Annotated in this window: 18 protein-coding genes; 14 read left to right on the top strand and 4 right to left on the bottom strand. The window is 42.5% G+C overall.

Features of this window, described 5'->3' with window-relative positions:
• The first annotated feature begins 7 nt into the window (after nucleotides 1-7).
• Entirely contained in the window at nucleotides 8-943 is a 936-nt protein-coding gene (gene whiA / locus IGJ26_RS09000) for a DNA-binding protein WhiA (RefSeq protein WP_005235679.1), read from the top strand.
• Nucleotides 944-1,031: 88 nt separating this feature from the next.
• Here the strand turns inward: whiA and IGJ26_RS08995 are convergent, their stop codons facing one another.
• Nucleotides 1,032-1,547 (bottom strand): DsbA family protein, encoded by a 516-nt coding sequence (locus IGJ26_RS08995; RefSeq protein WP_005235682.1) that lies wholly within the window; start codon nucleotides 1,545-1,547, stop codon nucleotides 1,032-1,034.
• Nucleotides 1,548-1,774: 227 nt separating this feature from the next.
• On the opposite strand from IGJ26_RS08995, the gene nifJ reads away from it, so the two are divergent.
• The 4 genes from nifJ to glmM all read left to right on the top strand — a co-directional run bounded on the left by nifJ (nucleotide 1,775) and on the right by glmM (nucleotide 9,093).
• Entirely contained in the window at nucleotides 1,775-5,458 is a 3,684-nt protein-coding gene (gene nifJ / locus IGJ26_RS08990; RefSeq protein ID WP_086332414.1) for a pyruvate:ferredoxin (flavodoxin) oxidoreductase, read from the top strand.
• Nucleotides 5,459-5,728: 270 nt separating this feature from the next.
• Complete coding sequence (gene cdaA / locus IGJ26_RS08985) at nucleotides 5,729-6,610, top strand: diadenylate cyclase CdaA (RefSeq protein ID WP_005235688.1); 882 nt, start codon at nucleotides 5,729-5,731, stop codon at nucleotides 6,608-6,610.
• Complete coding sequence (locus tag IGJ26_RS08980) at nucleotides 6,607-7,698, top strand: CdaR family protein (RefSeq protein WP_016620048.1); 1,092 nt, start codon at nucleotides 6,607-6,609, stop codon at nucleotides 7,696-7,698. Before cdaA ends, IGJ26_RS08980 begins: the two co-directional genes overlap by 4 nt.
• Before the next feature lie 39 nt (nucleotides 7,699-7,737).
• Nucleotides 7,738-9,093 (top strand): phosphoglucosamine mutase, encoded by a 1,356-nt coding sequence (gene glmM, locus IGJ26_RS08975; protein ID WP_016620049.1) that lies wholly within the window; start codon nucleotides 7,738-7,740, stop codon nucleotides 9,091-9,093.
• Nucleotides 9,094-9,382: 289 nt separating this feature from the next.
• On the opposite strand, the gene glmS is transcribed toward glmM, so the two are convergent.
• Entirely contained in the window at nucleotides 9,383-11,194 is a 1,812-nt protein-coding gene (glmS, locus tag IGJ26_RS08970) for a glutamine--fructose-6-phosphate transaminase (isomerizing) (protein WP_008382201.1), read from the bottom strand.
• A gap of 445 nt (nucleotides 11,195-11,639) precedes the next feature.
• Here glmS and IGJ26_RS08965 point away from each other — a divergent pair, with 445 nt between their 5' ends.
• The 8 genes from IGJ26_RS08965 to IGJ26_RS08930 all read left to right on the top strand — a co-directional run bounded on the left by IGJ26_RS08965 (nucleotide 11,640) and on the right by IGJ26_RS08930 (nucleotide 19,392).
• A complete protein-coding gene (locus tag IGJ26_RS08965; RefSeq protein ID WP_005235701.1) occupies nucleotides 11,640-11,930 on the top strand; it encodes a hypothetical protein in 291 nt (96 codons plus the stop codon).
• 32 nt (nucleotides 11,931-11,962) lie between these two features.
• Nucleotides 11,963-12,994, top strand: coding sequence for a signal peptide peptidase SppA (gene sppA, locus IGJ26_RS08960; protein WP_005235703.1), 1,032 nt, complete (start codon nucleotides 11,963-11,965; stop codon nucleotides 12,992-12,994).
• Nucleotides 12,995-12,996: 2 nt separating this feature from the next.
• Nucleotides 12,997-13,827, top strand: a complete 831-nt coding sequence (locus IGJ26_RS08955; protein ID WP_086332413.1) for an RDD family protein — start codon at nucleotides 12,997-12,999, stop codon at nucleotides 13,825-13,827.
• A 37-nt stretch (nucleotides 13,828-13,864) separates the two neighbouring features.
• Nucleotides 13,865-14,812 carry a hypothetical protein gene (locus IGJ26_RS08950; RefSeq protein WP_086332412.1) on the top strand — a complete coding sequence of 316 codons (948 nt, stop codon included), beginning with the start codon at nucleotides 13,865-13,867 and terminating at the stop codon, nucleotides 14,810-14,812.
• A gap of 119 nt (nucleotides 14,813-14,931) precedes the next feature.
• Nucleotides 14,932-16,215, top strand: coding sequence for a trigger factor (tig, locus tag IGJ26_RS08945; protein WP_005235710.1), 1,284 nt, complete (start codon nucleotides 14,932-14,934; stop codon nucleotides 16,213-16,215).
• 225 nt (nucleotides 16,216-16,440) lie between these two features.
• On the top strand, nucleotides 16,441-17,685 hold the full coding sequence (gene clpX, locus IGJ26_RS08940) for an ATP-dependent Clp protease ATP-binding subunit ClpX (protein WP_005235713.1): 1,245 nt from the start codon (nucleotides 16,441-16,443) through the stop codon (nucleotides 17,683-17,685).
• Between the two features lie 70 nt (nucleotides 17,686-17,755).
• Nucleotides 17,756-18,340 (top strand): ribosome biogenesis GTP-binding protein YihA/YsxC, encoded by a 585-nt coding sequence (yihA, locus tag IGJ26_RS08935; RefSeq protein WP_008382206.1) that lies wholly within the window; start codon nucleotides 17,756-17,758, stop codon nucleotides 18,338-18,340.
• A gap of 170 nt (nucleotides 18,341-18,510) precedes the next feature.
• A complete protein-coding gene (locus IGJ26_RS08930) occupies nucleotides 18,511-19,392 on the top strand; it encodes a helix-turn-helix domain-containing protein (RefSeq protein WP_194199625.1) in 882 nt (293 codons plus the stop codon).
• Between the two features lie 111 nt (nucleotides 19,393-19,503).
• Here IGJ26_RS08930 and IGJ26_RS08925 read toward each other — a convergent pair whose 3' ends face one another.
• On the bottom strand, nucleotides 19,504-19,683 hold the full coding sequence (locus IGJ26_RS08925; protein WP_008380128.1) for an SPJ_0845 family protein: 180 nt from the start codon (nucleotides 19,681-19,683) through the stop codon (nucleotides 19,504-19,506).
• Nucleotides 19,684-19,813: 130 nt separating this feature from the next.
• Here IGJ26_RS08925 and IGJ26_RS08920 point away from each other — a divergent pair, with 130 nt between their 5' ends.
• Nucleotides 19,814-21,145, top strand: coding sequence for a hypothetical protein (locus tag IGJ26_RS08920; protein ID WP_016611865.1), 1,332 nt, complete (start codon nucleotides 19,814-19,816; stop codon nucleotides 21,143-21,145).
• Nucleotides 21,146-21,187: 42 nt separating this feature from the next.
• Here IGJ26_RS08920 and IGJ26_RS08915 read toward each other — a convergent pair whose 3' ends face one another.
• Nucleotides 21,188-23,113 carry a PTS fructose transporter subunit IIABC gene (locus IGJ26_RS08915; RefSeq protein ID WP_087664091.1) on the bottom strand — a complete coding sequence of 642 codons (1,926 nt, stop codon included), beginning with the start codon at nucleotides 23,111-23,113 and terminating at the stop codon, nucleotides 21,188-21,190.
• Nucleotides 23,114-23,117 lie beyond the last annotated feature (4 nt).

Here is a 23,117-nt window from a genome sequence, read left to right as displayed (position 1 = left end):
TTTTTTAATGTCCTTTGCAGCAGAAGTAAAAAAAGAATTGACTGCATTAGAAGTTCATCGCGAACATGCCAAGGCAGAACTGGCAGCTTTGATTCGGATGAATGGGTCATTAAGTATCAACAACCAGCAATTTGTTTTAAACGTTCAAACAGAAAACGCGGCGATTGCCAGACGCATCTACTCTTTACTAAAAGATCATTACGACGTGCGCAGCGAGTTGCTGGTCCGTCGCAAAATGAAATTAAAAAAGAACAACGTCTACATCGTTCGTTTGAAGCAAGAGACAAAGCGCGTGCTTTTGGACTTAGATATCATGGACGGGCTGATGTTTCAAAGCCATGTTTCTGATGAGATCATGGGCAATACTCAAAAAATGCGTTCCTATTTACGAGGGGCTTTCATGGCATCAGGATCGATCAACAATCCAGAAACTAGCCGCTATCACTTAGAGATTTATTCCATCTACGAGGAGCATAACCAAGATATTTGCGATATGCTAAACGCATATGGTTTGAATGCCCGTGCATTAGAACGTAGAAATGGGTATATTTCTTACTTGAAAGGCGCTGAGAAAATCGCTGATTTTTTGACTCTGATCGGCGCCACCAATTCCATGTTGAAATTCGAGGACGTGCGGATCGTGCGAGACATGCGTAACTCAGTCAACCGTTTGGTGAATTGTGAAACCGCCAATATGAACAAAACGATCGATGCTGCTTCGAAGCAGATCGACAATATCGAGTTTATTCAAGATCGAGTTGGCTTGCAAGCTCTACCTGAAAAGCTGCAAGAAATCGCCGAATTACGTTTGGAACATCCCGAGGTCAGCTTGAAAGAGCTAGGAGAAATGATTCCATCAGGAGCGATCTCGAAATCAGGGATCAATCATCGCATTCGAAAAATCAACGAATTTGCCGATCATCTTCGTGAACAAGTCAGCTAGTCGAATGGAATAAAAATGAATCAAAAGAGCAGGAGCAGATTTGACGTGGATGTTCGCGTCAAATCTGCTCCTGCTCTTTTATTTGTGGTTACTCATTGATCAATGCAGTTAATTCCTCAGCAGTGATCGATTCATCAAAAATGTGCCCATCTAAGATAATCGTTGGCACAAATTGAATGTTGGCGTTTTTCGCTTCTTCCACAATTTCTCCGGCGATCGCAGGATGATTTTGTTCAGATAGCCCTAAGGTATTTTTCGCATATTCTGCCACTTCATTTAAAGATAAATGACCCCATTCGTCTTGTGTTTGATAAATTTTTGTAATCTCAGCGATCGTTGCCTGAGGATCTGTACTGGAAACAAACCGATGCATCACATTGCCTCGTTGCAATGATTCTTTTTCTTTGTCGAATAATTTGATGACACGGCGTAGTTTCCCAGCTGTGACAGCTTCACTTAAGGTCGGTAACGATTCCTCAAACCATTGCCGACAATAAGGACAACGCAAATTCATAAATTCGACGATCGGTTTAGCGGAAGGGTCTCCGATATGTATCCCTGTTACCGCATTTGTTTCTTGTGCTTTGATGATTGAAATATCCATTAAGATTCCTCCTTTTTCTTTTAGTTTACCGAAGTTTCTACTGAAAGAAAAGCCTCAGGTCTTTTGATCCGAGTCTGTGAAATGAGGAGGAAAATTAGCTAAATACTATGTATTTCGTTTCACGAAATAAAGAAAATTACCCAGCCGGTGCTTTTATATTCCTTGATTTTCAGCTATAATGAATTGTGTTTTATTGTGCAAAATGATGATTAAAGGAAGTTATATAGATGAGAAAAAGAAAAACAATGGATGGCAATACGGCAGCTGCCTATATTTCCTATGCCTTTACGGAACTTGCGGCGATCTATCCGATAACCCCTAGTTCAACCATGGCTGAATTAGTGGATCAGTGGTCTGCTCAGGGAAAGCATAATCTTTTTGGGCAGCCGGTGAAAGTGGTTGAAATGCAATCTGAAGCAGGGGCGGCGGGTGTGGTTCACGGCTCATTAAAAACCGGTGCCTTAACGACGACCTATACGGCATCTCAGGGACTTTTGTTAATGGTACCAAATATGTACAAGATTGCTGGGGAAATGCTGCCAGGCGTCTTTCATGTCGCCAGCCGAGCAGTAACAACCAATGCCTTGAATATTTTCGGAGATCATACCGACGTAATGGCCACTCGACAAACAGGCTTTGCTATGCTAGCGGAAAGCAGTGTTCAAGAAGTAATGGATTTAGCGCCAGTCGCTCATTTAGCAGCAATTGAAGCCAACATTCCATTTTTAAACTTTTTTGATGGTTTCCGAACCAGTCACGAGATTCAAAAAATCGAGGTGCTGGACTATGAAGAACTCGCACAACTGGTTAATCATGAAAAGTTGGCTGCTTTTCGTCAAAAAGCGATGAATCCGAATCACCCAACAACGAGTGGGACGAATCAAAATCCTGATATCCATTTTCAACAGCGGGAAACGATCAATCAGCACTATCAAACATTGCCTGAGATCGTTCGTTTTTACATGAAGAAAATCAATGCTTTAAGAGGAACCAACTATGATTTAGTGGACTATTATGGTGCTGCGGACGCCGAAGAAGTTATCGTTTCGATGGGGTCCTCAACGCAAACGATCCAGCAAACGGTGGATCATTTGTGCGCTTCTGGACGCAAGGTGGGAGTCTTGTCGATCCATCTGTATCGACCATTCCCATTAGAAGTCTTCTTAGAAAAACTGCCTGCTACCGTCAAAAGTATCGCTGTATTGGATCGCAGCAAAGAACCTGGTGCCAACGGAGAGTCTTTGCTTTTGGATGTGCAAAGTGCCATGTATGATGCAGCGATTCGGCCGACGATCATTGGTGGACGCTATGGTCTTGGGTCAAAAGATGTAACGCCTGATCAAATCGTTGCCGTTTATGACGAATTGATTAAGCCAAAAGCGAGCCAAAAGAAACGCTTCACCATTGGGATCACGGATGATGTGACGCAATTGTCGTTGCCCTCAAAAGGCACGCTAGATCTAACTGATCCATCCACCTTCCAAGCGAAATTCTGGGGATTCGGCTCTGATGGGACCGTTGGGGCGAATAAGTCAGCAATCAAAATCATCGGTGATCATACCGAAAAATATGTGCAAGGCTATTTCCACTATGATTCGAAAAAATCTGGTGGTCTAACGGTTTCCCATCTGCGATTTGGGGATACCCCCATTCGTTCTACCTATCTGATCGAACACGCGGATTTCGTTGCATGTCATACGCCTGCGTATTTGCATACGTATGATTTGCTGAAAGGACTCAAAAAAGGCGGAACCTTTTTATTAAATACGACCTGGTCACAAGAGCAAATTTTAAATAATCTACCGAAGAAGATGAAACGTTATCTTGCTGAAAACGAGATCCGTTTTTATACCATCAACGCCATGCAGTTGGCAATGGAAGTTGGCTTAGGTGGGCGGATCAATACCGCGATGGAAACAGCCTTCTTTTACTTGGCAAACATCATTCCGACCGAGGAAATCTTGCCGATTTTAAAAGAAGAGGCGCTGAAAAGTTATCGGCACAAATCGATGGCGATCGTTGAAAAGAACCAAGCAGCCATTGATCGCACCATCGAATTATTACAAGAAATCCCTGTTCCAAGCGAGTGGGCAACAATCGAAGTGCCGGAAAGGACATCCACTGCTATGACACAATTTGTGCGGGAAATTGTGGAACCCATCAACCGTCAAGAAGGCAATCAACTATCCGTCGGCACCCTCGTAAGGAACCAAATGACTGAAGGGGTGATCCCTGTCGGGACAACAGCGGTTGAGAAGCGGGGCATCGCTGTTGAAGTGCCCGAGTGGCTATCAGATCGCTGTACCATGTGCAATGAGTGTGCCTTCGTCTGTCCTCATGCGGCGATCCGCCCGTTTTTGGCAGATGAAGATGAATTAACCGAAGCACCGGAAGGCTTTATCGTTAGAGAGATGCGAGGAGCGAACGGCCAAAAATATCGAATTCAAGTTTCCGTTGAAGATTGTACAGGTTGCGGCCTTTGTGTGGAGGCATGTCCCGCCAAAGGGAAAGCCTTGACGATGCGTCCTTACGAAGAACAAAAAGAGCAAGCTGTAAATTGGGCTTTTGCGATGACTTTACGCCAAAAGGAAAATCCAGCAAAACCAGGAACTGTTTTGGGCTCCCAATTCAATAAGCCCTTATTGGAGTTCTCTGGTGCTTGTGCGGGCTGTGGGGAAACCCCTTATGTCAAACTTCTGACCCAAATGTTTGGTGATCGCATGATGATCGCCAATGCGACCGGTTGCTCTTCGATTTGGGGTGGAACCTCACCAGTATCCCCTTATACAACCAATCACTTAGGACAGGGTCCAGCTTGGTCAAACTCGCTGTTTGAAGACAATGCCGAATATGGCTACGGCATGTTCTTAGCCAACCAAACCCGACGGGAGAAATTAGCAGCCCAGTTGCAGTCATTGAAAGCCGCTGTATCAGAAGAATTGCAGGCTTTGATTGATGATTGGGACCTTCATCGAGAAGAAAGTGCTGGGACACAGCAGCGAGCAGCAAAATTGATCGCCGCCTTAGAAGCTGAGGCTTCCACGACACCTCAGCTGAACAAAATCCTGCAGGAAAAAGATTTGTTTGTTAAGCCAAGCCAATGGATGATAGGTGGCGATGGCTGGGCATATGATATTGGGTTTGGCGGTATCGATCATGTTCTCGCTTCTGGTGCAGATGTCAATATTCTTGTGTTAGATAATGAAGTTTATTCCAATACGGGGGGGCAAGTCTCCAAAGCGACACCAACTTCGGCTATTGCTAAATTCGCTGCTAGTGGCAAGTTTGTTTCCAAAAAAGATTTAGGAATGATGGCGATGACCTACGGACATGTCTACGTCGCACAAATCGCATCTGGTGCTAATCAAATGCAAACGATCAAAGCCTTTGAAGAAGCCGAGCGGTTCCCGGGACCGTCAATCATCATTGCCTATACGCCATGTATCACTCACGGTCTTGCTGGCGGAATGCGTCAATCCTTGAAAGAAGCGCAAGAAGCAGTTGCATCAGGGTATTGGAGTCTCTACCGCTATAACCCGCTGTTGGCAGAAAATGGGAAACAGCCAATGACGCTCGATTTCAAAAAGCCAGCATTTGATCAAATGCCTGCCTTTATGCAGACCCAAGTCCGATTTGCTTCCTTGCAGTCTGCCAATCCCAATGCGGCGGAAGCCTTGTTTGAAAAAACCGTTTCAGATGCGAAAACTCGTTTCTATAACTATGCCCGCTTAGCAGGTCAAGAAGAAAAAATTCGAGCAAAGCTTGAAAAAAATGTAAGTACTGATACAGAACAACCAATGGCAGTAAAAACGGAGCGTGTGCGAAGAGAAAAACAGCCGTTAAGCGAAGAACAGCTCGCTGAAAGAGCAGCACGGCGTGCAGCGCGCGCAAAACGTCGTCAGCAAGAATAATCGCTAGCTGAGGAACGACCCTGGAAAAACGCTTTATCACGTTTTTTCAGGGTCGTTTGTTGTTTTTCCTATGAAATGCGTGCAAGAAGCTCTTTTAGATGAAATCTTCTAAGACCTTTGACAAACAATGATTTCATGATAATGGTAAACTAAATAAAAGAGCTGATTATTTTTTCAAAACTTTTTCATAAATTTGTTTTTTTTCAAATCTTTGAAGAGGTCCTATGTTATACTATTATCTGAAGTCTTAAGAATAAAGGAAGGCTGTTTATGTTGATAAATTTCAGGGATTTTTTTAATTTAGATTATTGGAGAGAATTGCTCTCATTTGATATATTTTCTTGGTCTTTTTTAGTAAATGTTTTAGATGTGATCGTTGTTTGGTACTTGGTTTATAAGCTTATCCAGCTTGTGCGAGGGACAAAAGCGATCCAGTTGTTCAAAGGAGTCGGACTGTTCATTGTTCTAAGGTTTTTGGCTGGTATCGTAGGATTAAAGACGCTATCTTGGTTGATGGATCAAGTCATTACTTATGGGGTGATCGCCGCAATTGTTATTTTCCAACCAGAAATTCGACGGGGGCTAGAGCATCTTGGACGCAGCTCTTTCTTCAAGACTTCTAAAAACGAAAAACGGCGGGATGAAGTTTTGGTCCAAGCACTGGACAAAGCTGTTCAATATATGGCAAAACGAAAGATCGGTGCATTGATCACGATCGAGCGGACGACTGGTTTAGAAGAATACATCGAAACTGGGATTCCCTTAGATGCGGATGTGACGGGCGAACTACTGATCAATATTTTTATTCCTAATACACCGCTGCATGATGGTGCAGTCATTTTAAGAGATGATAAGATCGCTGTTGCTAGTGCCTACTTGCCATTGTCAGAAAGTCCACTGATTCCGAAAGAATTCGGGACACGTCATAGAGCAGCTGTTGGGATATCAGAAGTCAGTGACGCATTGACCATTATCGTCTCAGAAGAAACCGGCGACGTTAGTATTACGCTAAATAATCGCATGCTGACTGAACTTTCTCGCCAAGAGTATCTCGACGTGTTGAATCGCGAATTAGTTCCGGAAGAAAAACCTGGCAAACGCAACTTGCTGCAATCTTTCTTTGAAGGGGTCAACAAAGGAGGAAGAAAATGATCAAGAAAGAGCGTCGTCAAAACGTATTTTATGGTATACTAGCGCTGTTCTTTAGTCTGGTTTTGTTTTTCATCGCCAGCGGATCAAGCCTGCAAGTCAATCTTGCGGGAACATCAAATCCTTATGAGGAAGAGATCGAAAATGTACCGATTCAGACCACCTACGACACGGATGAATACTTCATCCAAGGATTTGAAACAACAGTGGATGTGACTTTATCTAGTCGAAATCGGGTACAATTGAATGCAGAACGTAGTGAGGAAACACGGAGCTTTCGAGTCGTAGCTGATTTGACTGGGCTCGATGAAGGAACCCATGAGGTCCCTTTAGAAGTAAAAAATCTTAGTTCAAGCGTCACAGCTGAAATCGAACCAAAAACAGTCACTGTGACGATCGAGAAAAAAGTGACCCAAACGTTTACCGTTGAACCCGTCATCTCCACTGACGGAGCAACGAGTGGTTACGGCGTCGATTCAATGAGTGTCGATCCGCAGAAAGTAGAAATCACAACTGGCGATCAAACATTAGCTGAAATCGACCGAGTGGTAGCGATCGTAAATCCAGATGATATCACTGGGGATTCGATCACTGTCAATGGAACCATCGAAGCCTGGGATAGCGACAACAATCCATTAGCGATCATCGCGGATCCTGATTCGGTAGATGTTGCATTGGTGATGGAGGCTCCAAGCAAAGAAATTGAATTGTTTGTTACACAACAAGGGACAACTCCAGACGGGATCTCCCATTACATTTATCGCATGAGTAGTATCAGTGCCGTTCTGACAGGACCACAAAGTATCTTGGATGAAACCCAACAGATCGGTGTGCCGGTGGACGTTAGTGAGATCACGACAACGACGGAACGGACAGTAACCATTCCAGTGCCTGAGGGGACAACAATCAATCCAACGGTCGTGACGATCCAAATCACACCGGTTGCAGAAGCTACTACGGAGAATCAATCAAACAATGATAGCAATGAAGCAGTGAATAGTGAGAATTCTCAAGACAACTCTTCAACAGACGACACGACGAACGAACAAACAGAGAATTCCGCAAGCAGCACGACGACAAGTAGTTCTTAGTCGTTTGACTGTAGAGAATGAATAAGAGAGGTTATTAAAATGGGAAAATATTTTGGTACTGATGGTGTTAGAGGAGAAGCTAACAAGGAATTGACACCTGAGTTAGCATTTAAATTGGGGCGTTACGGCGGCTATGTACTAAGTCAACATGAAACCGGAGACCGTCGTCCTCGCGTATTGGTTGGGCGAGACACACGAATTTCTGGACAAATGCTAGAAAGCGCATTGATTGCTGGTTTGTTATCCGTTGGGATCGAGGTATTTCAATTAGGCGTTATTTCCACACCAGGAGTGGCATACTTGACGAAAGTACAAAAAGCAAGCGCAGGTGTGATGATCTCTGCCTCTCACAATCCTGCACAAGACAATGGGATCAAGTTCTTCGGAAATGATGGCTTTAAATTAGTCGATGAACAAGAAGCTGAAATTGAAGCATTGCTTGATGCGCCGGAAGATACACTTCCTCGACCTTCTGCCGATGGCTTAGGAACGGTGGATGAGTTCCCAGAAGGGTTATTGAAATACTCTCAATTTCTACGTCAAACGATTCCTGACGATTTAGAAGGGATCACGGTTTGTGTCGATGCAGCAAATGGCGCAACAGCTACAAGCGTTAATCGTTTGTTTGCCGATCTAGAAACAGAATTCTTCACAATGGGAACTTCCCCAGATGGGTTGAACATCAATGATGGTGTTGGTTCGACTCACCCCGAACCATTAGCCGAATTCGTCGTTGAAAAAGGGGCCGATGCTGGTCTTGCATTTGATGGAGATGGCGATCGGGTCATCGCAGTTGATGAACTAGGAAATATCGTTGATGGCGATAAGATCATGTATATCTGTGCAAAATATTTAGCAGAACAAAAACGCTTGAACCAAGGAACGATCGTTACAACAGTCATGAGCAATTTAGGGTTCCACAAAGCAGTGGAAGCAATTGGTCTGAAAGATGTGATCACACAAGTCGGTGACCGTTATGTCGTAGAAGAAATGCGTAAAAACGATTATAATTTCGGTGGCGAGCAATCAGGGCATATGATTTTCTTGGATTTCAATACGACAGGTGACGGTTTACTATCAGGAATTCAACTATTGAATATCATGAAACAAACGGGCAAGAAACTGTCGGAATTAGCAGGAGAGGTAACGATCTATCCACAAAAACTTGTCAACATTCGAGTGACAGATAAAAATGGTGCGATGGATGTTCCAGCTATCCGTAAAATCGTGGAAGAGACAGAAGCAGAAATGAACGGTGAAGGCCGGATCTTGGTTCGTCCTTCAGGAACAGAACCATTGCTTCGGGTGATGGCAGAAGCACCAACCATTGAAAAAGTCGATTACTATGTTGAAAAAATCGCAGCGGTCGTTCGAGAAGAAATCGGTGCGGAATAAATGAAGAAGTAAGACGATCAAAGATATTCTTTGGTCGTCTTTTTTGTCTACTTACCAGCAAGAAGCCAACTTGCGAACTAGAGAAACTTGTCAACGAATTTGTCGACAACGCTTAAAAGGGAACACGCCGTGGGCAAGCCTTGCGAAGTATAGTTGCTTTTAAAAGTCTTTTCGGATTTGTTGGGCAGAAAACAAGAAAAAAGAACCCCTATGAACGATCGAGTCATCGAACGAGGAGTTCTTTTTATTAAACAGAAGATAACCAATTCGGTTTCAGTTTTTTAAAAAACTATTCAACGGTAACGGATTTTGCTAAGTTTCTTGGTTTATCAACATCGAATCCGCGTTGTAAAGTGGCAAAGTAAGCCAGCAGCTGTGTTGGAACGACTGCCACTAAGCTGGTTACCAATGGATGAACATTTGGCAAAATGATTTGATCAGTCGCTTTTGCTAACTCTTGACTAACGATCACAAGGGTGTGAGCCCCACGAGATTCGACTTCTTTCAAATTGCCTCGCGTATGAGAGCCAGTCACTTCTTCCGTGATCACACCGATCACTGGTGTACCTTCTTCGATCAACGCGATGGTGCCGTGTTTTAATTCACCAGCCGCAAAGCCTTCCGCTTGGATATAAGAAATTTCTTTTAATTTCAATGCCGCTTCCATTGATACATAGTAATCATTCCCACGACCAATGTAAAATGCATTACGGGTTTCGGAAAGAAAATCTTCAGCAAATTGACTGATAACAGCTTTTTCATCCACTAAAGCCTCCATTGCAGAAGCAACGATGCTTAGTTCATGGAACACGTCAAAATCCAATGCTTCAGGGACAGCTTTTTCATCACCAATGGCTTTTGCTAATAAGGTCATGACAGCGATCTGTCCGGTATATGCTTTTGTAGAGGCAACGGCGATTTCTGGACCAGCATGAAGCAATAAGGTATGGTTCGCTTCTCGAGAAAGAGTAGAACCAGCAACATTGGTAATCGTGAGACTAGGAAGACCTAACTGGTTGATCGTCACTAATACTTGACGGCTATCTGCCGTTTCACCACTTTGTGATAAGAACAAGAAGAAGGGTTTTGCTGACAACAATGGCATGTTGTAGCCAAACTCACTAGATAAGTGAACCTCAACAGGGATCTGTGTTAGCTTTTCTAAAATGGATTTTGCTGCCCAACCAGCATGATTACTGGTACCACATGCGATGATGTAGATTCGATCGCTCGCTAAAAGTTCGTTTTTTAACGCTGGATCGATTACTACTTCACCGGATTCTCCTTGATATTCTTGGATCAAGCGGCGCATCACGGTTGGTTGATCATCGATTTCTTTTAACATGTAGTAAGGGTACGTTCCTTTTTCGATGTCAGTCAGATCTAGTTGTGCTTCATAAGATTCACGGTACACAAGGTTTCCTTTTGGATCTTCGATTTCGATCGCATCGGCTGTTACGGTCACCATTTCGCCATCTTCGATCTCAACAAAATGAGTCGTTTGATCGAGCATTGCTAAGGCATCGCTGCAAATGACATTAAATCCATCTCCCAAACCGATCAATAAGGGACTTTTATTTTTAGCAACATAAATGGTTTCTGGATCTTTTTTTTCTACTAAAGCAAAGGCATAAGAGCCGCGAATCAAGGACAAAGCTTTTTTAAAGGCCGCTTTGGTCGTGCTGTTGTCTTGCTCTTTCAACACTTCAATCAAATGAACAACGATTTCGGTATCTGTTTGACCTTCAAACTGGTGGTTGCTTAAATATTCTTGATGAAGCTCTTCAAAGTTTTCGATCACACCATTATGAACCAAAACGAGTGCTTGGTTTGCCGAAGTGTGAGGATGAGCATTCATTTCTGATGGCTTGCCATGGGTCGCCCAACGGGTATGTCCGATACCGATCGTTCCTGTTACTTCAGAAGTCACTTTTTCTTCCAAGTTTTTGATTCTTCCTTGGGCTTTCACTAAATGATCCGAAGTCCGATCAGCGACATAAAGGCCTGCTGAGTCATAGCCCCGATACTCTAAGCGTTCCAATCCGTTTAAAATAATTCGTTCTGCATTTGATTTTCCTACGATTCCTACAATTCCACACATAATGATAATCCTACTTTCAAAAAATTTAGTTTGGCATTATGTATTTCTATCTGCGCAGCAAGTCTTTGTCATCATCTTACGATGAGATTTGTTCTTGCCTGTAGAGTGCAGTCCCTAGAGTCATCCGCCGAATGTTTCGATAAACTCTTTCCTCGTCATCTGTTTCCAGATCAGGCGCTATCCATATTGGTCTATCTATCCTCCTTGTGAAATATTTTATAGAAATACAAGCAATATCATAATATTTATTCCTGTTTCTGTCAACTGTAAGTTATATGAAAATAATTGGTATAGTTATTGGTAAGGTTGATTTGAACCAGTCTAAAGGGAATCAAAATAGCTGACATAGCTTTGTCGAATAAGATTCCCAAGAAATTTCCTCATAAAGCTATGCTTTTTTTTTTAAGTTCGCTACAATAAAAAAGTAAGAAAGTGAGGGAATGAAATGCCAGAATTTGTAAATTGTATGACTTTTTCAGAGCTAAAGAAAATAGTAGCTGCGATAGAAAAAGATCCTAATGTCACAGATGAAACAAAGGTCATGTTGGATACGGGCTGGGACAGCTTGCAAGAAATTTTACCCGGATCAGTCACCGTGGAAACCGCGCAAACATTCAAAGTCCAGGATGAACTAACAAAGGAATTTTTTGGCGGCTACGTCTTAGCTGAAAAAAGCGAGAAATTTGATGCGGTTGGTGACGAAGAAGCAGTGATCGTCATCAAAAATCTATACTAAATTATGGGAAAGGCGAAAAGTTAGGTGGGAAAATGAATAAAAGAAGATGGATCGCAGCGGCGATCGCAGCAGGGTTATTTATCTGCTCGGGGGTTTTTTCAGTAATCACAAATCGTCCAGAGCAAGAGGAAACTCAAACGCTGCAAGGTTTAAATGCTTTGTTCTACGGAAGTAATGCGATCGAAGAGACAACGTTAGTTGCCGGAGATCAAGACAATCGCATTGTTCGCTTATCTTTAGAAGGAACGATCGCCAGCAGCTCCAGTGGCGGCTTATTCACAACAGAATCTTATGATCATCAGCGATTTTTAGAAGAACTACGGATGATCCAAGAAGATCCAACTATTGGGGGCATCTTGATGGAAGTCAATACCCCAGGAGGCGGCGTCTATGAAAGTGCCGAGATTGCTCGTGAATTAGCAAAAATCAAAGAGTTAGGGATTCCGATGTATGTCAGTATGAAAAACATGGCAGCCAGTGGCGGTTATTATATTTCGGCAGGTGCTGATAAAATTTTCGCAACGGATGAAACGATTACCGGTTCGATCGGAGTGATCATGTCGGGGCTCAACTATGCCGGCTTATTCGAAAAGCTAGGGATCGAAGACAATACGTATAAAAGTGGTGCACTAAAAGATGTAGGTTCAGCAACGAGAGAGCCAACAGAAGCCGATAAAGAAGTCTTGCAGACCTATGTCGACAATGCTTATGGTCGGTTCGTTAAAATTGTGGCTGAAGGACGCGGCATGACAGAAGAAGCCGTTAGAAAGATCGCTGATGGCCGCATCTATGATGGTCAGCAAGCAGTGTCTGTTGGCTTAGTGGATGAAATCGGTTTTCCTGAAGATACATTAGCAGCAATGCAAGCAGATCTAGGCTTGGAAGATGCAGAGATTTTCAGCTATGACGTTTCATCTACTGGATTTGCTTCTACTTGGTTAGGTTCAAGTTTAGCCGAACTGCAAGGACTAAAAGAATCAAATACAGAACGAGTGATCCAATTGATGGAAAGCCTAGGAACAAGCGATGCCCCTAAACCTCTTTATTACTATGGAGGTGAATAACTATGACAGATAAAAACAAGTATTCCGCTGCCGCATCGTCAACAGATGACAATCACACAAGTACATCAATCGATCAAAGGGAACAGCGCGAAACCTCCACACCGTCAACCGGTCATACGGATGTACGAACTGAAGCGCAGGTTTCAGAAACAGCCGAACCAGTAAACGCCAGCAAAGCGATGAAGAACGCACAAGTAAACCATCCCGATGATTTTTATCAACAAGTCTTGACGTCTTTTCAAGAAGAAGAGTATAACCAAAGTGAAATCGAAGAAAGACAAAAAGCGTGGCAACATTTTGAAGAACCTGAAAAACAGACCGAAGACAAACGGTTCTTTAATGACTTTCCTAGCTACTTTTTTGCCGGTTTTTGGATACGTCTGTTTGCTTTTTTAGTGGATCTTCTAGTGATCCGGGCAATCACGCAAATAACGATCGGCAGTATCTATAATCTAGCGAATCTAACGGCAACTAACCAGCGGTTTGGACTTTACAACGTCTGTGCCTTAGCGATCTATCTGGGCTATTTTGTTCTGATGACGAAGCTGAATCATGGCCAAACAATTGGGAAAATGCTCTTTGGCATCCGCGTTATTTCTTTTGTAGAAGAAGAACTCAGTTGGCAAACGGTCTTGATCCGCGAACTTTGCGGGCGCTATGTGCTGCAATTCAATGTTTTCTTTTATCTCGGTTATTTACCAATCGTCTTTAATAAAAATAAGCAGCAGGCTGCGGATTATTTTGCAGAAACAAGTGTGGTAACCATCAATTTGATCAAGGCCTTTAATAAACAGGTGGATGCCAATCACGTAATGATTGGTGCACAAAACTAACTAGCAGATCAAGCAATTAGTAAAGGAGGGGTCGTGAATGGGTGAGACGATTGATTTCCCGGGACCAAATGAGCGGCTTCGTCTGGCGGCAGAAAAAGCCTACCAGTCAAAAGAGTTTTTGCAGGCTTTTCGTTTGTACAATGAACTTTATCAAAAAAACGCCAGTTTTGAGATCAATCAATGGCTCGTGGAATGCTTGCAACAGCTGAATGATTTTGCCAAAGCGTTAGATCTTGCGGAAGACTATCTAGATGATTATTTGAAACAAACTGATGGTTTTTTACAAATTGGTCATCTGCTGATCTTGGATGGTCAATACTTAAAAACTCGGCGCTGGCTTACATTAGGTCAGAAAACAAAAATTCCAAAACGCTATCAGGAACAGTTGGCTAGTGAACTAGCTAAAGTAGAAGAAGTACAACAAATTTTAGGATTGGAAGATTTTCATGGGAAACGCAAGCATTTACGCGCATTAGATGAAGCCAATCAACCGGTGAGTGCAACAGAGTGGCACATTTTTACCCAAGCTATTACCAAATCACAATTTATCTCGCTGATGCATGACACGTTGGCTTCCATCAAAAATCCGTATTTGCTACCTAAATTAGTGGATGAGCTCGTGCGTCTTGAAGTGGACGAACCTTTTGACCTAATCGATTACCTTGGGAATATGCAGCAAATCGTTCCGAAAGAATTGAAACTTTTACAGGAGGATGACGCTGTTAAAGCGATCCATAAAGCGATCGAAGAAACGATCGCCCAAGAGGACCCGATTTTAGCGGAAAGTGTCTCAGCAGAAATCGATGATCATTTAGCGATAAGTTACCCGTTTTTACCGGCAAAAGAAGAGGCAAACGCATGGGTGGCAAGCTACATTGAAGATTATCGCGGGTTATTTGAAGAAAAAGAACAGCCAAAAGCAGACAATGAAATAGAAGAACGCAAACGACACTTGCGCAATATCCTACGTTTGAGCATTCGCTGAAAGAAAAATTCGCAACTTTCATGGTAAAATGTTTACAATTAAACAACGTTAGTGTACTATTTAAAGGTATGCATGAAGCTATTTCATATGTAAATCAATTAATATTCGGAGGGAAATAAATGACTGCAAAATGGGAAAAAACAGGCACCAATGATGGTGTTTTGACATTTACGATCGCTCAAGCGGAAATCCAAAAAGGCTTGACGACTGCATTCAATAAAGTGAAAGGCAATCTTAACGTACCTGGCTTCCGTAAAGGGAAAGTTTCACGCCAAGTATTTAACCGTATGTACGGCGAAGAAGCGTTGTATGAAGATGCATTGAACGCTGTTCTTCCAGAAGCTTATGAAGCTGCTGTAAAAGAAGCAGGGATCGATCCGGTTTCGCAACCAAAAATCGACGTTGACAGCATGGAAAAAGGTCAAGACTGGGTAATCAAAGCAGAAGTTACTGTAAAACCTGAAGTAAAACTTGGTGATTACAAAGATTTAACTGTTGAAAAACAAGACCGTGAAGTAACAGAAGAAGACGTTGATGCACGCATCAAACGCGAACAAGAAGCACAAGCTGAATTAGTTATCAAAGAAGACGAAGCAGCTGAAAATGGCGACACAGTCGTTATCGACTTTGAAGGCTTCTTAGGAGAAGAAACATTTGAAGGCGGCAAAGGTGAAAACTACTCACTTGAACTTGGCTCAAACTCATTCATCCCTGGTTTTGAAGAACAATTAGTAGGAACAAAAGCTGGCGATAGCAAAGACGTTACCGTGACTTTCCCAGAAGATTATCAAGCAGAAGATTTAGCTGGTAAAGAAGCAGTCTTCAAAGTAACGGTTCACGAAGTAAAAGCAAAAGAACTTCCTGAATTAGATGATGAATTCGCAAAAGACGTTGATGACAGCGTTGAATCATTAGCTGAATTAAAAGAAAAATATCGTGCTGAATTGACTGAAACAAAAGAAAAAGCAGCAGAAGATGCAAAAGATGAAGCTGCGATCCGTCAAGCAGTTGAAAACGCAGAAATCGTTGAATTACCACATTCAATGGTACATGATGAAGTACACCGTTCAATGGATGAGTTCTTGAACAATATGCAACGTCAAGGAATCTCACCAGAAATGTATTATCAATTAACTGGTTCAACTGAAGCAGATCTTCACACACAATTTGAAGGCGAAGCAGAAACACGCGTGAAAACAAACCTTGTCATTGAAGCGATCGCTAAAGAAGAAGGTTTGGAAGCAACAGAAGAAGATATCGAAAAAGAAATCAAAGAACTTTCTGAAGCTTACAATATGCCAGTAGATCAAATCAAACGCGTCTTAACAGAAGACATGTTGAAACATGATATTACAATGAAAAAAGCAGTTGAACTTGTAACAGGTACTGCAAAAGAAGCGTAGGCAAAACTCTAAAAACGGCGAACATCTAGTGGTGTTGGCCGTTTTTTCATGGGAGTAAATAGGGGGTATTTCGGAATTACTAACAAATGATAAGAAAACGTTAGGCAAAGTAAAAATGACTTTTTCTTTCAAAAAAGTTATGATATGATTGTTTAAGACTGCAAAGTTAGTAAACCAAATTCCACTCCTTTAAATAGGTTGGAAAATTTTCAAGGGGTGAACAGTATGTACGATAATACAAACGGTAATGAAGCTGTTCGTTGTTCTTTTTGCGGAAAAACGCAAGAAGAGGTGAAAAAGATCGTTGCAGGGCCTGGGGTCTATATCTGTAATGAGTGCATTGATTTGTGCAAAGAAATCATTGATGAAGAGTTTTACGAAGAAGCAGTTCGGGAGTTTACCGAAGTGCCGAAACCGCAAGAACTATTGAATGTCCTCAATGAATATGTGATTGGACAAGATCGTGCCAAACGAACATTGGCTGTAGCGGTTTATAATCACTACAAACGCGTCAATGTAGAAACGACAGCTGAAGATGTGGAGTTACAGAAAAGCAATATTTGCTTGATCGGACCAACAGGTTCAGGTAAAACATTTTTGGCACAAACGCTAGCACGTTCACTGAATGTGCCTTTTGCAATCGCTGATGCAACCAGTTTAACAGAAGCCGGCTATGTCGGTGAAGATGTGGAAAATATTCTTTTGAAGCTTTTACAAGCTGCTGATTATAATGTAGAAATGGCTGAAAAAGGGATTATCTATATTGATGAGATCGATAAAATCGCCCGTAAGAGTGAAAATGTATCGATTACTCGTGATGTCTCCGGTGAAGGTGTTCAGCAAGCTTTGCTGAAAATCCTAGAAGGAACCACTGCTAGTGTGCCGCCTCAAGGGGGACGGAAACATCCGCATCAAGAGATGATCCAAATCGATACGACCAATATTCTCTTTATCGTTGGTGGGGCGTTTGACGGGATCGAAACAATTGTTAAAAACCGCTTAGGTGAAAAAACCATTGGGTTTGGTACAAACAACAAACGTCTTGAAGAAGGCGAGAGCGTGATGCAACAGATCATTCCTGAAGATTTGCTTAAATTCGGTTTGATCCCTGAATTTATCGGCCGTTTGCCAGTGATGGCTGCTTTAGAGAAATTGACGGTAGATGATTTAGTGCATATTTTGACTGAACCAAAAAATGCCCTTGTCAAACAATATCAAAAATTGATGGCATTAGATGACACAGAACTCGAATTTGAGCCAGAGGCTTTACGTGCGATTGCTGCGCAAGCAATTGAGCGAAACACCGGTGCTCGTGGATTACGTTCGATCATCGAAAATATCATGATGGAAGTCATGTTCAATGTTCCTTCTGATGAGTCGATTCAAAAAGTCACTATTACGGAAGAAGCTGCGAAAGGACTTGGCGAACCAAAAATCATTTACAATGAAGAGACAAAAAAAGCAGTCTAATCGAGACCAAGTCGGATAGTTTCATTGCTATCCGGCTTTCTTTTTGAAAAAAATGAAAAGGAGCGATCCAATGAAAGTACATGAAGCTGAGATCGTCATTAGTGCTGTTTCACCAGCACAATACCCAGATACACCCTTACCGGAGATTGCCTTAGCAGGGCGCTCCAATGTCGGTAAATCTTCCTTTATCAATACATTGATTAACCGTAAAAACTTAGCCCGAACCTCGTCAAAACCGGGGAAAACCCAAACATTGAATTTTTATTTGATTGAAAATACGCTGCATTTTGTCGATGTCCCTGGCTATGGCTATGCAAAAGTATCAAAAACCGAGCGAGCAAAATGGGGAAAAATGATTGAAACGTACCTCGAACAAAGAGAGCAGCTGCGAGCAGTAGTATCTTTGGTAGATTTGCGCCATGCACCTTCCCAAGAAGATGTTCAAATGTATGAATTTTTAAAGTATTATGAGATCCCTGTGATCGTTGTTGCCACCAAAGCAGACAAAATCCCTCGCGGGAAATGGAATAAGCATGAAAGTATGATCAAAAAAGCGTTGTCCTTTGATCCAGCTGATACGTTCATTCTTTTTTCTTCCATTACCAAACAAGGAAAAGAAGAAGCATGGAAAGCCATCGAAGCAGCAATCAAATAATTTTGAATAAAGAAACGAAGCGAGCAAGTCGCTCCCTTCGTTTTTTTGCTTTTTAAAAGTAAAAATTGGGGATTTAGGCTATTCTACGGAGCGTAGAGTGCCAAATTTGCCCAATTTCAGCGAAAATCTCCTTAATATTTGTTAAACTTGTAACAAGGAGGTGTGGTCGAATGCATGAAACATTAAGTAAAAAATTAAAAAAGTATCGATCAAGACATAACTTAACCCAGAAGGAATTAGCTGCGAGGTTATTTGTTTCTGATAAGGCCATTTCAAAATGGGAACGAGGAAATGGGTTGCCAGACATCGAGACATTGGTTCGTCTCGCCGATTTATTAGGCACTCCAGTGGAAGAGCTATTAAAAGAAAAGAAAGAAACCTACTATTATGAATACAAAAGTGAACGGAGGGTTCTACGGCTTCCGTTAATGCACATTTTGATTCCCAATTTATTCTTATTACTGAATCAAGTGACGAGCGTTCGAGAGTTTTTTGTTCTGATGAAAGAGGTACCCACTGCGTCTGGCTGGTTCTGTCTTGGCGTTAAAGCCAAAGGGGTCATTGCTATGGGGCTTATCAGTTTGGGACTGCTATCGATCGGTGTTATGTCCTTTGGCGCGTTGGCAATCGGGACCATCAGCATCGGCGCGTTCGCTTTTGGTCATTTCTGTTTTGCCTTGCTCGTTGGTATAGGAAATATCGCCGTTGGATCGGTTGTTGTTGGAAATGTTGGTATCGGATTACTTGCATTAGGAAATGTTGCTGTTGCATGGATTGGAGTTGCAAATTATGGTGTAGGGAGTTTTATGGCTGTTTTGCCATCGAGTGCAACGGCAAAGGATTTCAATCATGCGATTCAGCAACTGCTAGCGACAGACATCCCGGATTTGATCAAAACCACTTTTTTTGAACCAATGATTCGCTTTACTCAATCCCCAATCGTGGTAGCTGGCTTTGTGGTCACGATCCTAGCAGGCGTCGTTTTCATTCTTTGTCTGGTGATTATCGGCTTGATTCGCTTACGGCAAAGTGTTTTATATGAAGAGTTGTAATGTGAGAAGGAGGATCAGATTCTGATTCTCCCAGATAAGTTGATTTGGTCGCTCATTTCTTAGCTAAAAAGGTAAAAAAGGCAAGGACCTCACAGTCCTGTGCCTTTTTTGTTAGTCTGCTTTTTTTATATTATTTGCTTTTTTTTGCTCTTTTTCATCATCAGGTTCGTTTTTTAAGAAACGCTCAATGTCCTTTTCCTGCTTTTTATTGTCTTTGTCGTTATCGGGAAGAAAGGCAAAATCATCAAACATTTTATCTAGCGAGTCTTCTCGTTGGAATTTTAAGCCCATAAGGTTCACCTCCAAGCGCCTTTAGTTTACCACGAACGGTCGTAGATTTCACCAAAAAAAAGCGAAATAGTGTTCAATCGTTTCTCCCTTTACTATAATTAAAGAAAGGGGATAGAAAAGAGGGATAGCGATGATCAAAACTGAAAAAATTTACGGCTTTCTACAATCGACACAAATGGAAGCATCACAGTTGCGTTTGTTGATTGAAAATTGGTTCGCTTTGGTTCGTCTTAGCTATCAGCCGACGGAATACTATTACAATCAGCAAGAAAAGAAACCTTATGATTTTGATGAGGTCAGTCAACTGCTGCATAGCGCCCCTGAAGAAATCAATACTGAATTGATTGTGACGGACGGCCAAAATGAGTCCAGTATCCATATCATTCAAGAGGCTGTTTTACAACGGCACCTGTTTACGAAAGACGTATTCTCCACACAGAAAACAGTGATTTTAAGTTACTTCGATGAAACGATGCAAAGAGATGGAATGTTTGGCTATTTGCGTTCATATGATGAGTACCTGATGCATAACGTCGAGCGAATCGAGAAAAGACAAAATTTTCAATCGATTGCTGAAATCAACGCGTTACCGAAGCGGAAAAATTTTGAACAAGAGATCGTTATTGATTGCAATCAATTTGCTGGGTACGATGTTTTTTACAATGGCTACACACTGACCTCTTGTTGGCGAATGTACTTTTCGGTATTCTATGCCCGTATTATTCCTCAGGTGATCATTACGGATGCGCAACAAGTCGAGCAGGTCCAAGTTAGAGATCAGGGAATCGTGATGGTGGAATTGTATCGCGATCCGTTTCAGTGGGATCACGAGTTGAATCTTTCATACCAGCGTTTGTTTCGCGATCAAACTGGGATCGATCAATTGACATGGGATAATGGCGTCGGTATTTTGAGGGAACCATATATTGAGTACGCCTTTGGCGACCAATTGATCCAAACCATCCAGTACCAAAATGATCGGCTGCAGCCGACGACTAAGCGTAACGCGACACATTTCGTCACTCGAAGCTTCGATTTGGTGAACGAAGAGTACCAGGAGCGACGGGTGAAAGGTTACTTGAATGCACAAGCGTATTTTCCTTGGATCGACCAAGATCGGTTGCGCATGATGGATTATATTGTATTAAAACCGGAATTGACTGTAGATGATGGGGTCGAGGCATATGCCTTTTATATTCGGAATCACCTCGAAATTGATTACTCAGAGGATCGCTTTAAAGACTACACAGCTTGCTTACAATTTTATTTACCAGAAACAGCCTTGAAGGAGCTGCCGATAGACGGATTGAAAGCAGCGATGCCGGATGTTCATTTTGGGTATTTGCACCGCACGCGCAAATATACGTGGGTCAATCTAAAAAAGAATGGCAAGAAACTTCGAGTGTATTTTATGAATACCCAAAAGCTAGTCGAACAGCAGCTCTTTACCAATCAAGAATGAAAAAGACCCGCAAGATCACGAGGATCTTGCGGGTCTTTTCAATTAGGCAGCTTGTTCAGGCGCTTTTTTCAACAAACCGAATACAACGCCAGAAACGATCGCACCGATTAAGATGAATAGCAAGAACAAAATTGGTTTAGATAATAATAGAACAACAAAGATCCCACCATGTGGTGCCATTAATTGGATATCAAAGGCACCGACAAGCGCACCAGTCAGTGCAGAACCAACGATAAAGCTTGGGATCGCCCGCAATGGATCTGCTGCTGCAAATGGGATCGCACCTTCTGTGACGAAGGATAGCCCCATGACGATGTTTGTTAAACCAGCTTCTTTTTGGTCTTTGGTGAATTTATTTTTAAACAATAACGTTGCGACAAAGATTGCCAATGGAGGAACCATTCCGCCCGCCATTACAGATGCCATCACGACGCTACCACCTTCAGCAACGGTCGTTGCCAATGTTGCAGTACCGAAAACATAAGCGGCTTTGTTGATTGGGCCACCTAGATCGGCTGCCATCATTGCTGCTAACAAAGCACCAAGTAAAGCGGCGTTGGTACCACTTAAGCCAGTCAAGAAGCTATTCAAACCGTCATTGATGGCTTTCATTGGCACGTTGATCAGTAACATCAAGAAGCCAGTGATCAATAGGCCGAAAACAGGGTAGAAGAGGATCGTTTTGATTCCTTCTAATGATTTTGGTAAACCTTTGAATAATGAACGCAAGAACTTGATGACATAACCAGCTAAGAAACCGCCAATCAATGCTCCTAAGAATCCAGCACCACCCGTATTTGCTAGGGCACCTGCTGCGAAACCGACGATCAATCCAGGTCGGTCACTGATACTTGAAGCGATGAAACCAGCTAAGACAGGTAGCATAAAACCAAATGCCGCGCTACCGATTTGATTGAACCAAGAAGCTGCTTGGTTGTAGTTTCCTAATTGACTCAAGGCATCTTGAGGGACACCCATGAACTGGTCCACCATGAAGGAAATAGCGATCATGATTCCACCGGCAATAACAAATGGTAACATGTGAGAAACACCATTCATCAAATCTTTATAGATTCGTTGACCGACTGAACCATCAGCTGAAGCGTCCTCTTTATCAGAAGCTTGGCCGCTACCGTGAAAAACAGGAGCAGTTCCGCTCATTGCTTCATTGATTAATTGCTCGGTCTTACGGATACCATCGCTCACAGGACGGTTTACTAAATGTTTACCGTCAAAGCGATCCATTTCAACTTTTTTATCGGCAGCTACGATCACACCAGCAGCTCGGGCGATATCAGCTTCTGTTAAACGATTTTTGATTCCTTCTGAACCATTTGTTTCGACTTTGATGTCAACACCAAGTTCTTTGGCTTTCTTTTTCAAAGCATCTTCTGCCATGTAGGTGTGGGCGATCCCTGTCGGGCAAGCTGTAACTGCGACGATATAGGGACGTTCGCTAGCAGGTGCTGCTTCTTGGTTTGCCGCTTCTTCTGCTAAAGCATCGGCTTCTTGCTGTGCCTCAGCTTCTGAGAAAAGTTGTTGTACTTGATCAGCAGTTGTCGCTGTTTTTAGTTTAGCAACGAAATCTGGATCGATCAATAAGCGAGATAGAGCTGCTAACGCTTGTAAATGAGTATCATTTGCTCCTTCTGGTGCTGCGATCATAAAGAAGAGGTACGTTGGTTGTCCATCTAACGCCTCATAGTCGACACCCGCATTACTCTTTGCGAATAAAACCGTCGCTTCTTTGACTGCACTGTTTTTGGCATGAGGCATTGCGATGCCGTCACCTAACCCTGTTGAGGTTTGGGCTTCTCGGGCAAGAATTCCTTCTTTGTAGATTTCGACATCTGAAATCCGTCCGACAGCATATAATTTTGCTACCATTTCATCAATGGCACCTTTTTTGTCTGTTGCTTGCAAGTCCATGATCATGGCCTCTTTCAGCATCAACTCATTGATTTTCATTTTT

It is taken from the genome of Enterococcus sp. AZ095a, assembly GCF_050546735.1.
GTDB lineage: Bacteria > Bacillota > Bacilli > Lactobacillales > Enterococcaceae > Enterococcus_D > Enterococcus_D entomosocium.
This window is presented reverse-complemented; position numbering and strand designations above follow the sequence as displayed.

Bases quoted from the DNA above. Each gene is read 5' to 3' on its own strand.
- IGJ26_RS08980 (WP_016620048.1), top strand. From the start codon at position 6,607: ATGATCAAGAAAGAGCGTCGTCAAAACGTATTTTATGGTATACTAGCG.
- IGJ26_RS08995 (WP_005235682.1), bottom strand. From the start codon at position 1,547: ATGGATATTTCAATCATCAAAGCACAAGAAACAAATGCGGTAACAGGG.
- glmS (WP_008382201.1), bottom strand. From the start codon at position 11,194: ATGTGTGGAATTGTAGGAATCGTAGGAAAATCAAATGCAGAACGAATT.
- IGJ26_RS08930 (WP_194199625.1), top strand. From the start codon at position 18,511: ATGCATGAAACATTAAGTAAAAAATTAAAAAAGTATCGATCAAGACAT.
- IGJ26_RS08950 (WP_086332412.1), top strand. From the start codon at position 13,865: ATGGGTGAGACGATTGATTTCCCGGGACCAAATGAGCGGCTTCGTCTG.
- cdaA (WP_005235688.1), top strand. From the start codon at position 5,729: ATGTTGATAAATTTCAGGGATTTTTTTAATTTAGATTATTGGAGAGAA.
- tig (WP_005235710.1), top strand. From the start codon at position 14,932: ATGACTGCAAAATGGGAAAAAACAGGCACCAATGATGGTGTTTTGACA.
- IGJ26_RS08925 (WP_008380128.1), bottom strand. From the start codon at position 19,683: ATGGGCTTAAAATTCCAACGAGAAGACTCGCTAGATAAAATGTTTGAT.
- IGJ26_RS08920 (WP_016611865.1), top strand. From the start codon at position 19,814: ATGATCAAAACTGAAAAAATTTACGGCTTTCTACAATCGACACAAATG.
- nifJ (WP_086332414.1), top strand. From the start codon at position 1,775: ATGAGAAAAAGAAAAACAATGGATGGCAATACGGCAGCTGCCTATATT.
- IGJ26_RS08955 (WP_086332413.1), top strand. From the start codon at position 12,997: ATGACAGATAAAAACAAGTATTCCGCTGCCGCATCGTCAACAGATGAC.
- glmM (WP_016620049.1), top strand. From the start codon at position 7,738: ATGGGAAAATATTTTGGTACTGATGGTGTTAGAGGAGAAGCTAACAAG.
- yihA (WP_008382206.1), top strand. From the start codon at position 17,756: ATGAAAGTACATGAAGCTGAGATCGTCATTAGTGCTGTTTCACCAGCA.
- IGJ26_RS08915 (WP_087664091.1), bottom strand. From the start codon at position 23,113: ATGAAAATCAATGAGTTGATGCTGAAAGAGGCCATGATCATGGACTTG.
- clpX (WP_005235713.1), top strand. From the start codon at position 16,441: ATGTACGATAATACAAACGGTAATGAAGCTGTTCGTTGTTCTTTTTGC.
- sppA (WP_005235703.1), top strand. From the start codon at position 11,963: ATGAATAAAAGAAGATGGATCGCAGCGGCGATCGCAGCAGGGTTATTT.
- whiA (WP_005235679.1), top strand. From the start codon at position 8: ATGTCCTTTGCAGCAGAAGTAAAAAAAGAATTGACTGCATTAGAAGTT.
- IGJ26_RS08965 (WP_005235701.1), top strand. From the start codon at position 11,640: ATGCCAGAATTTGTAAATTGTATGACTTTTTCAGAGCTAAAGAAAATA.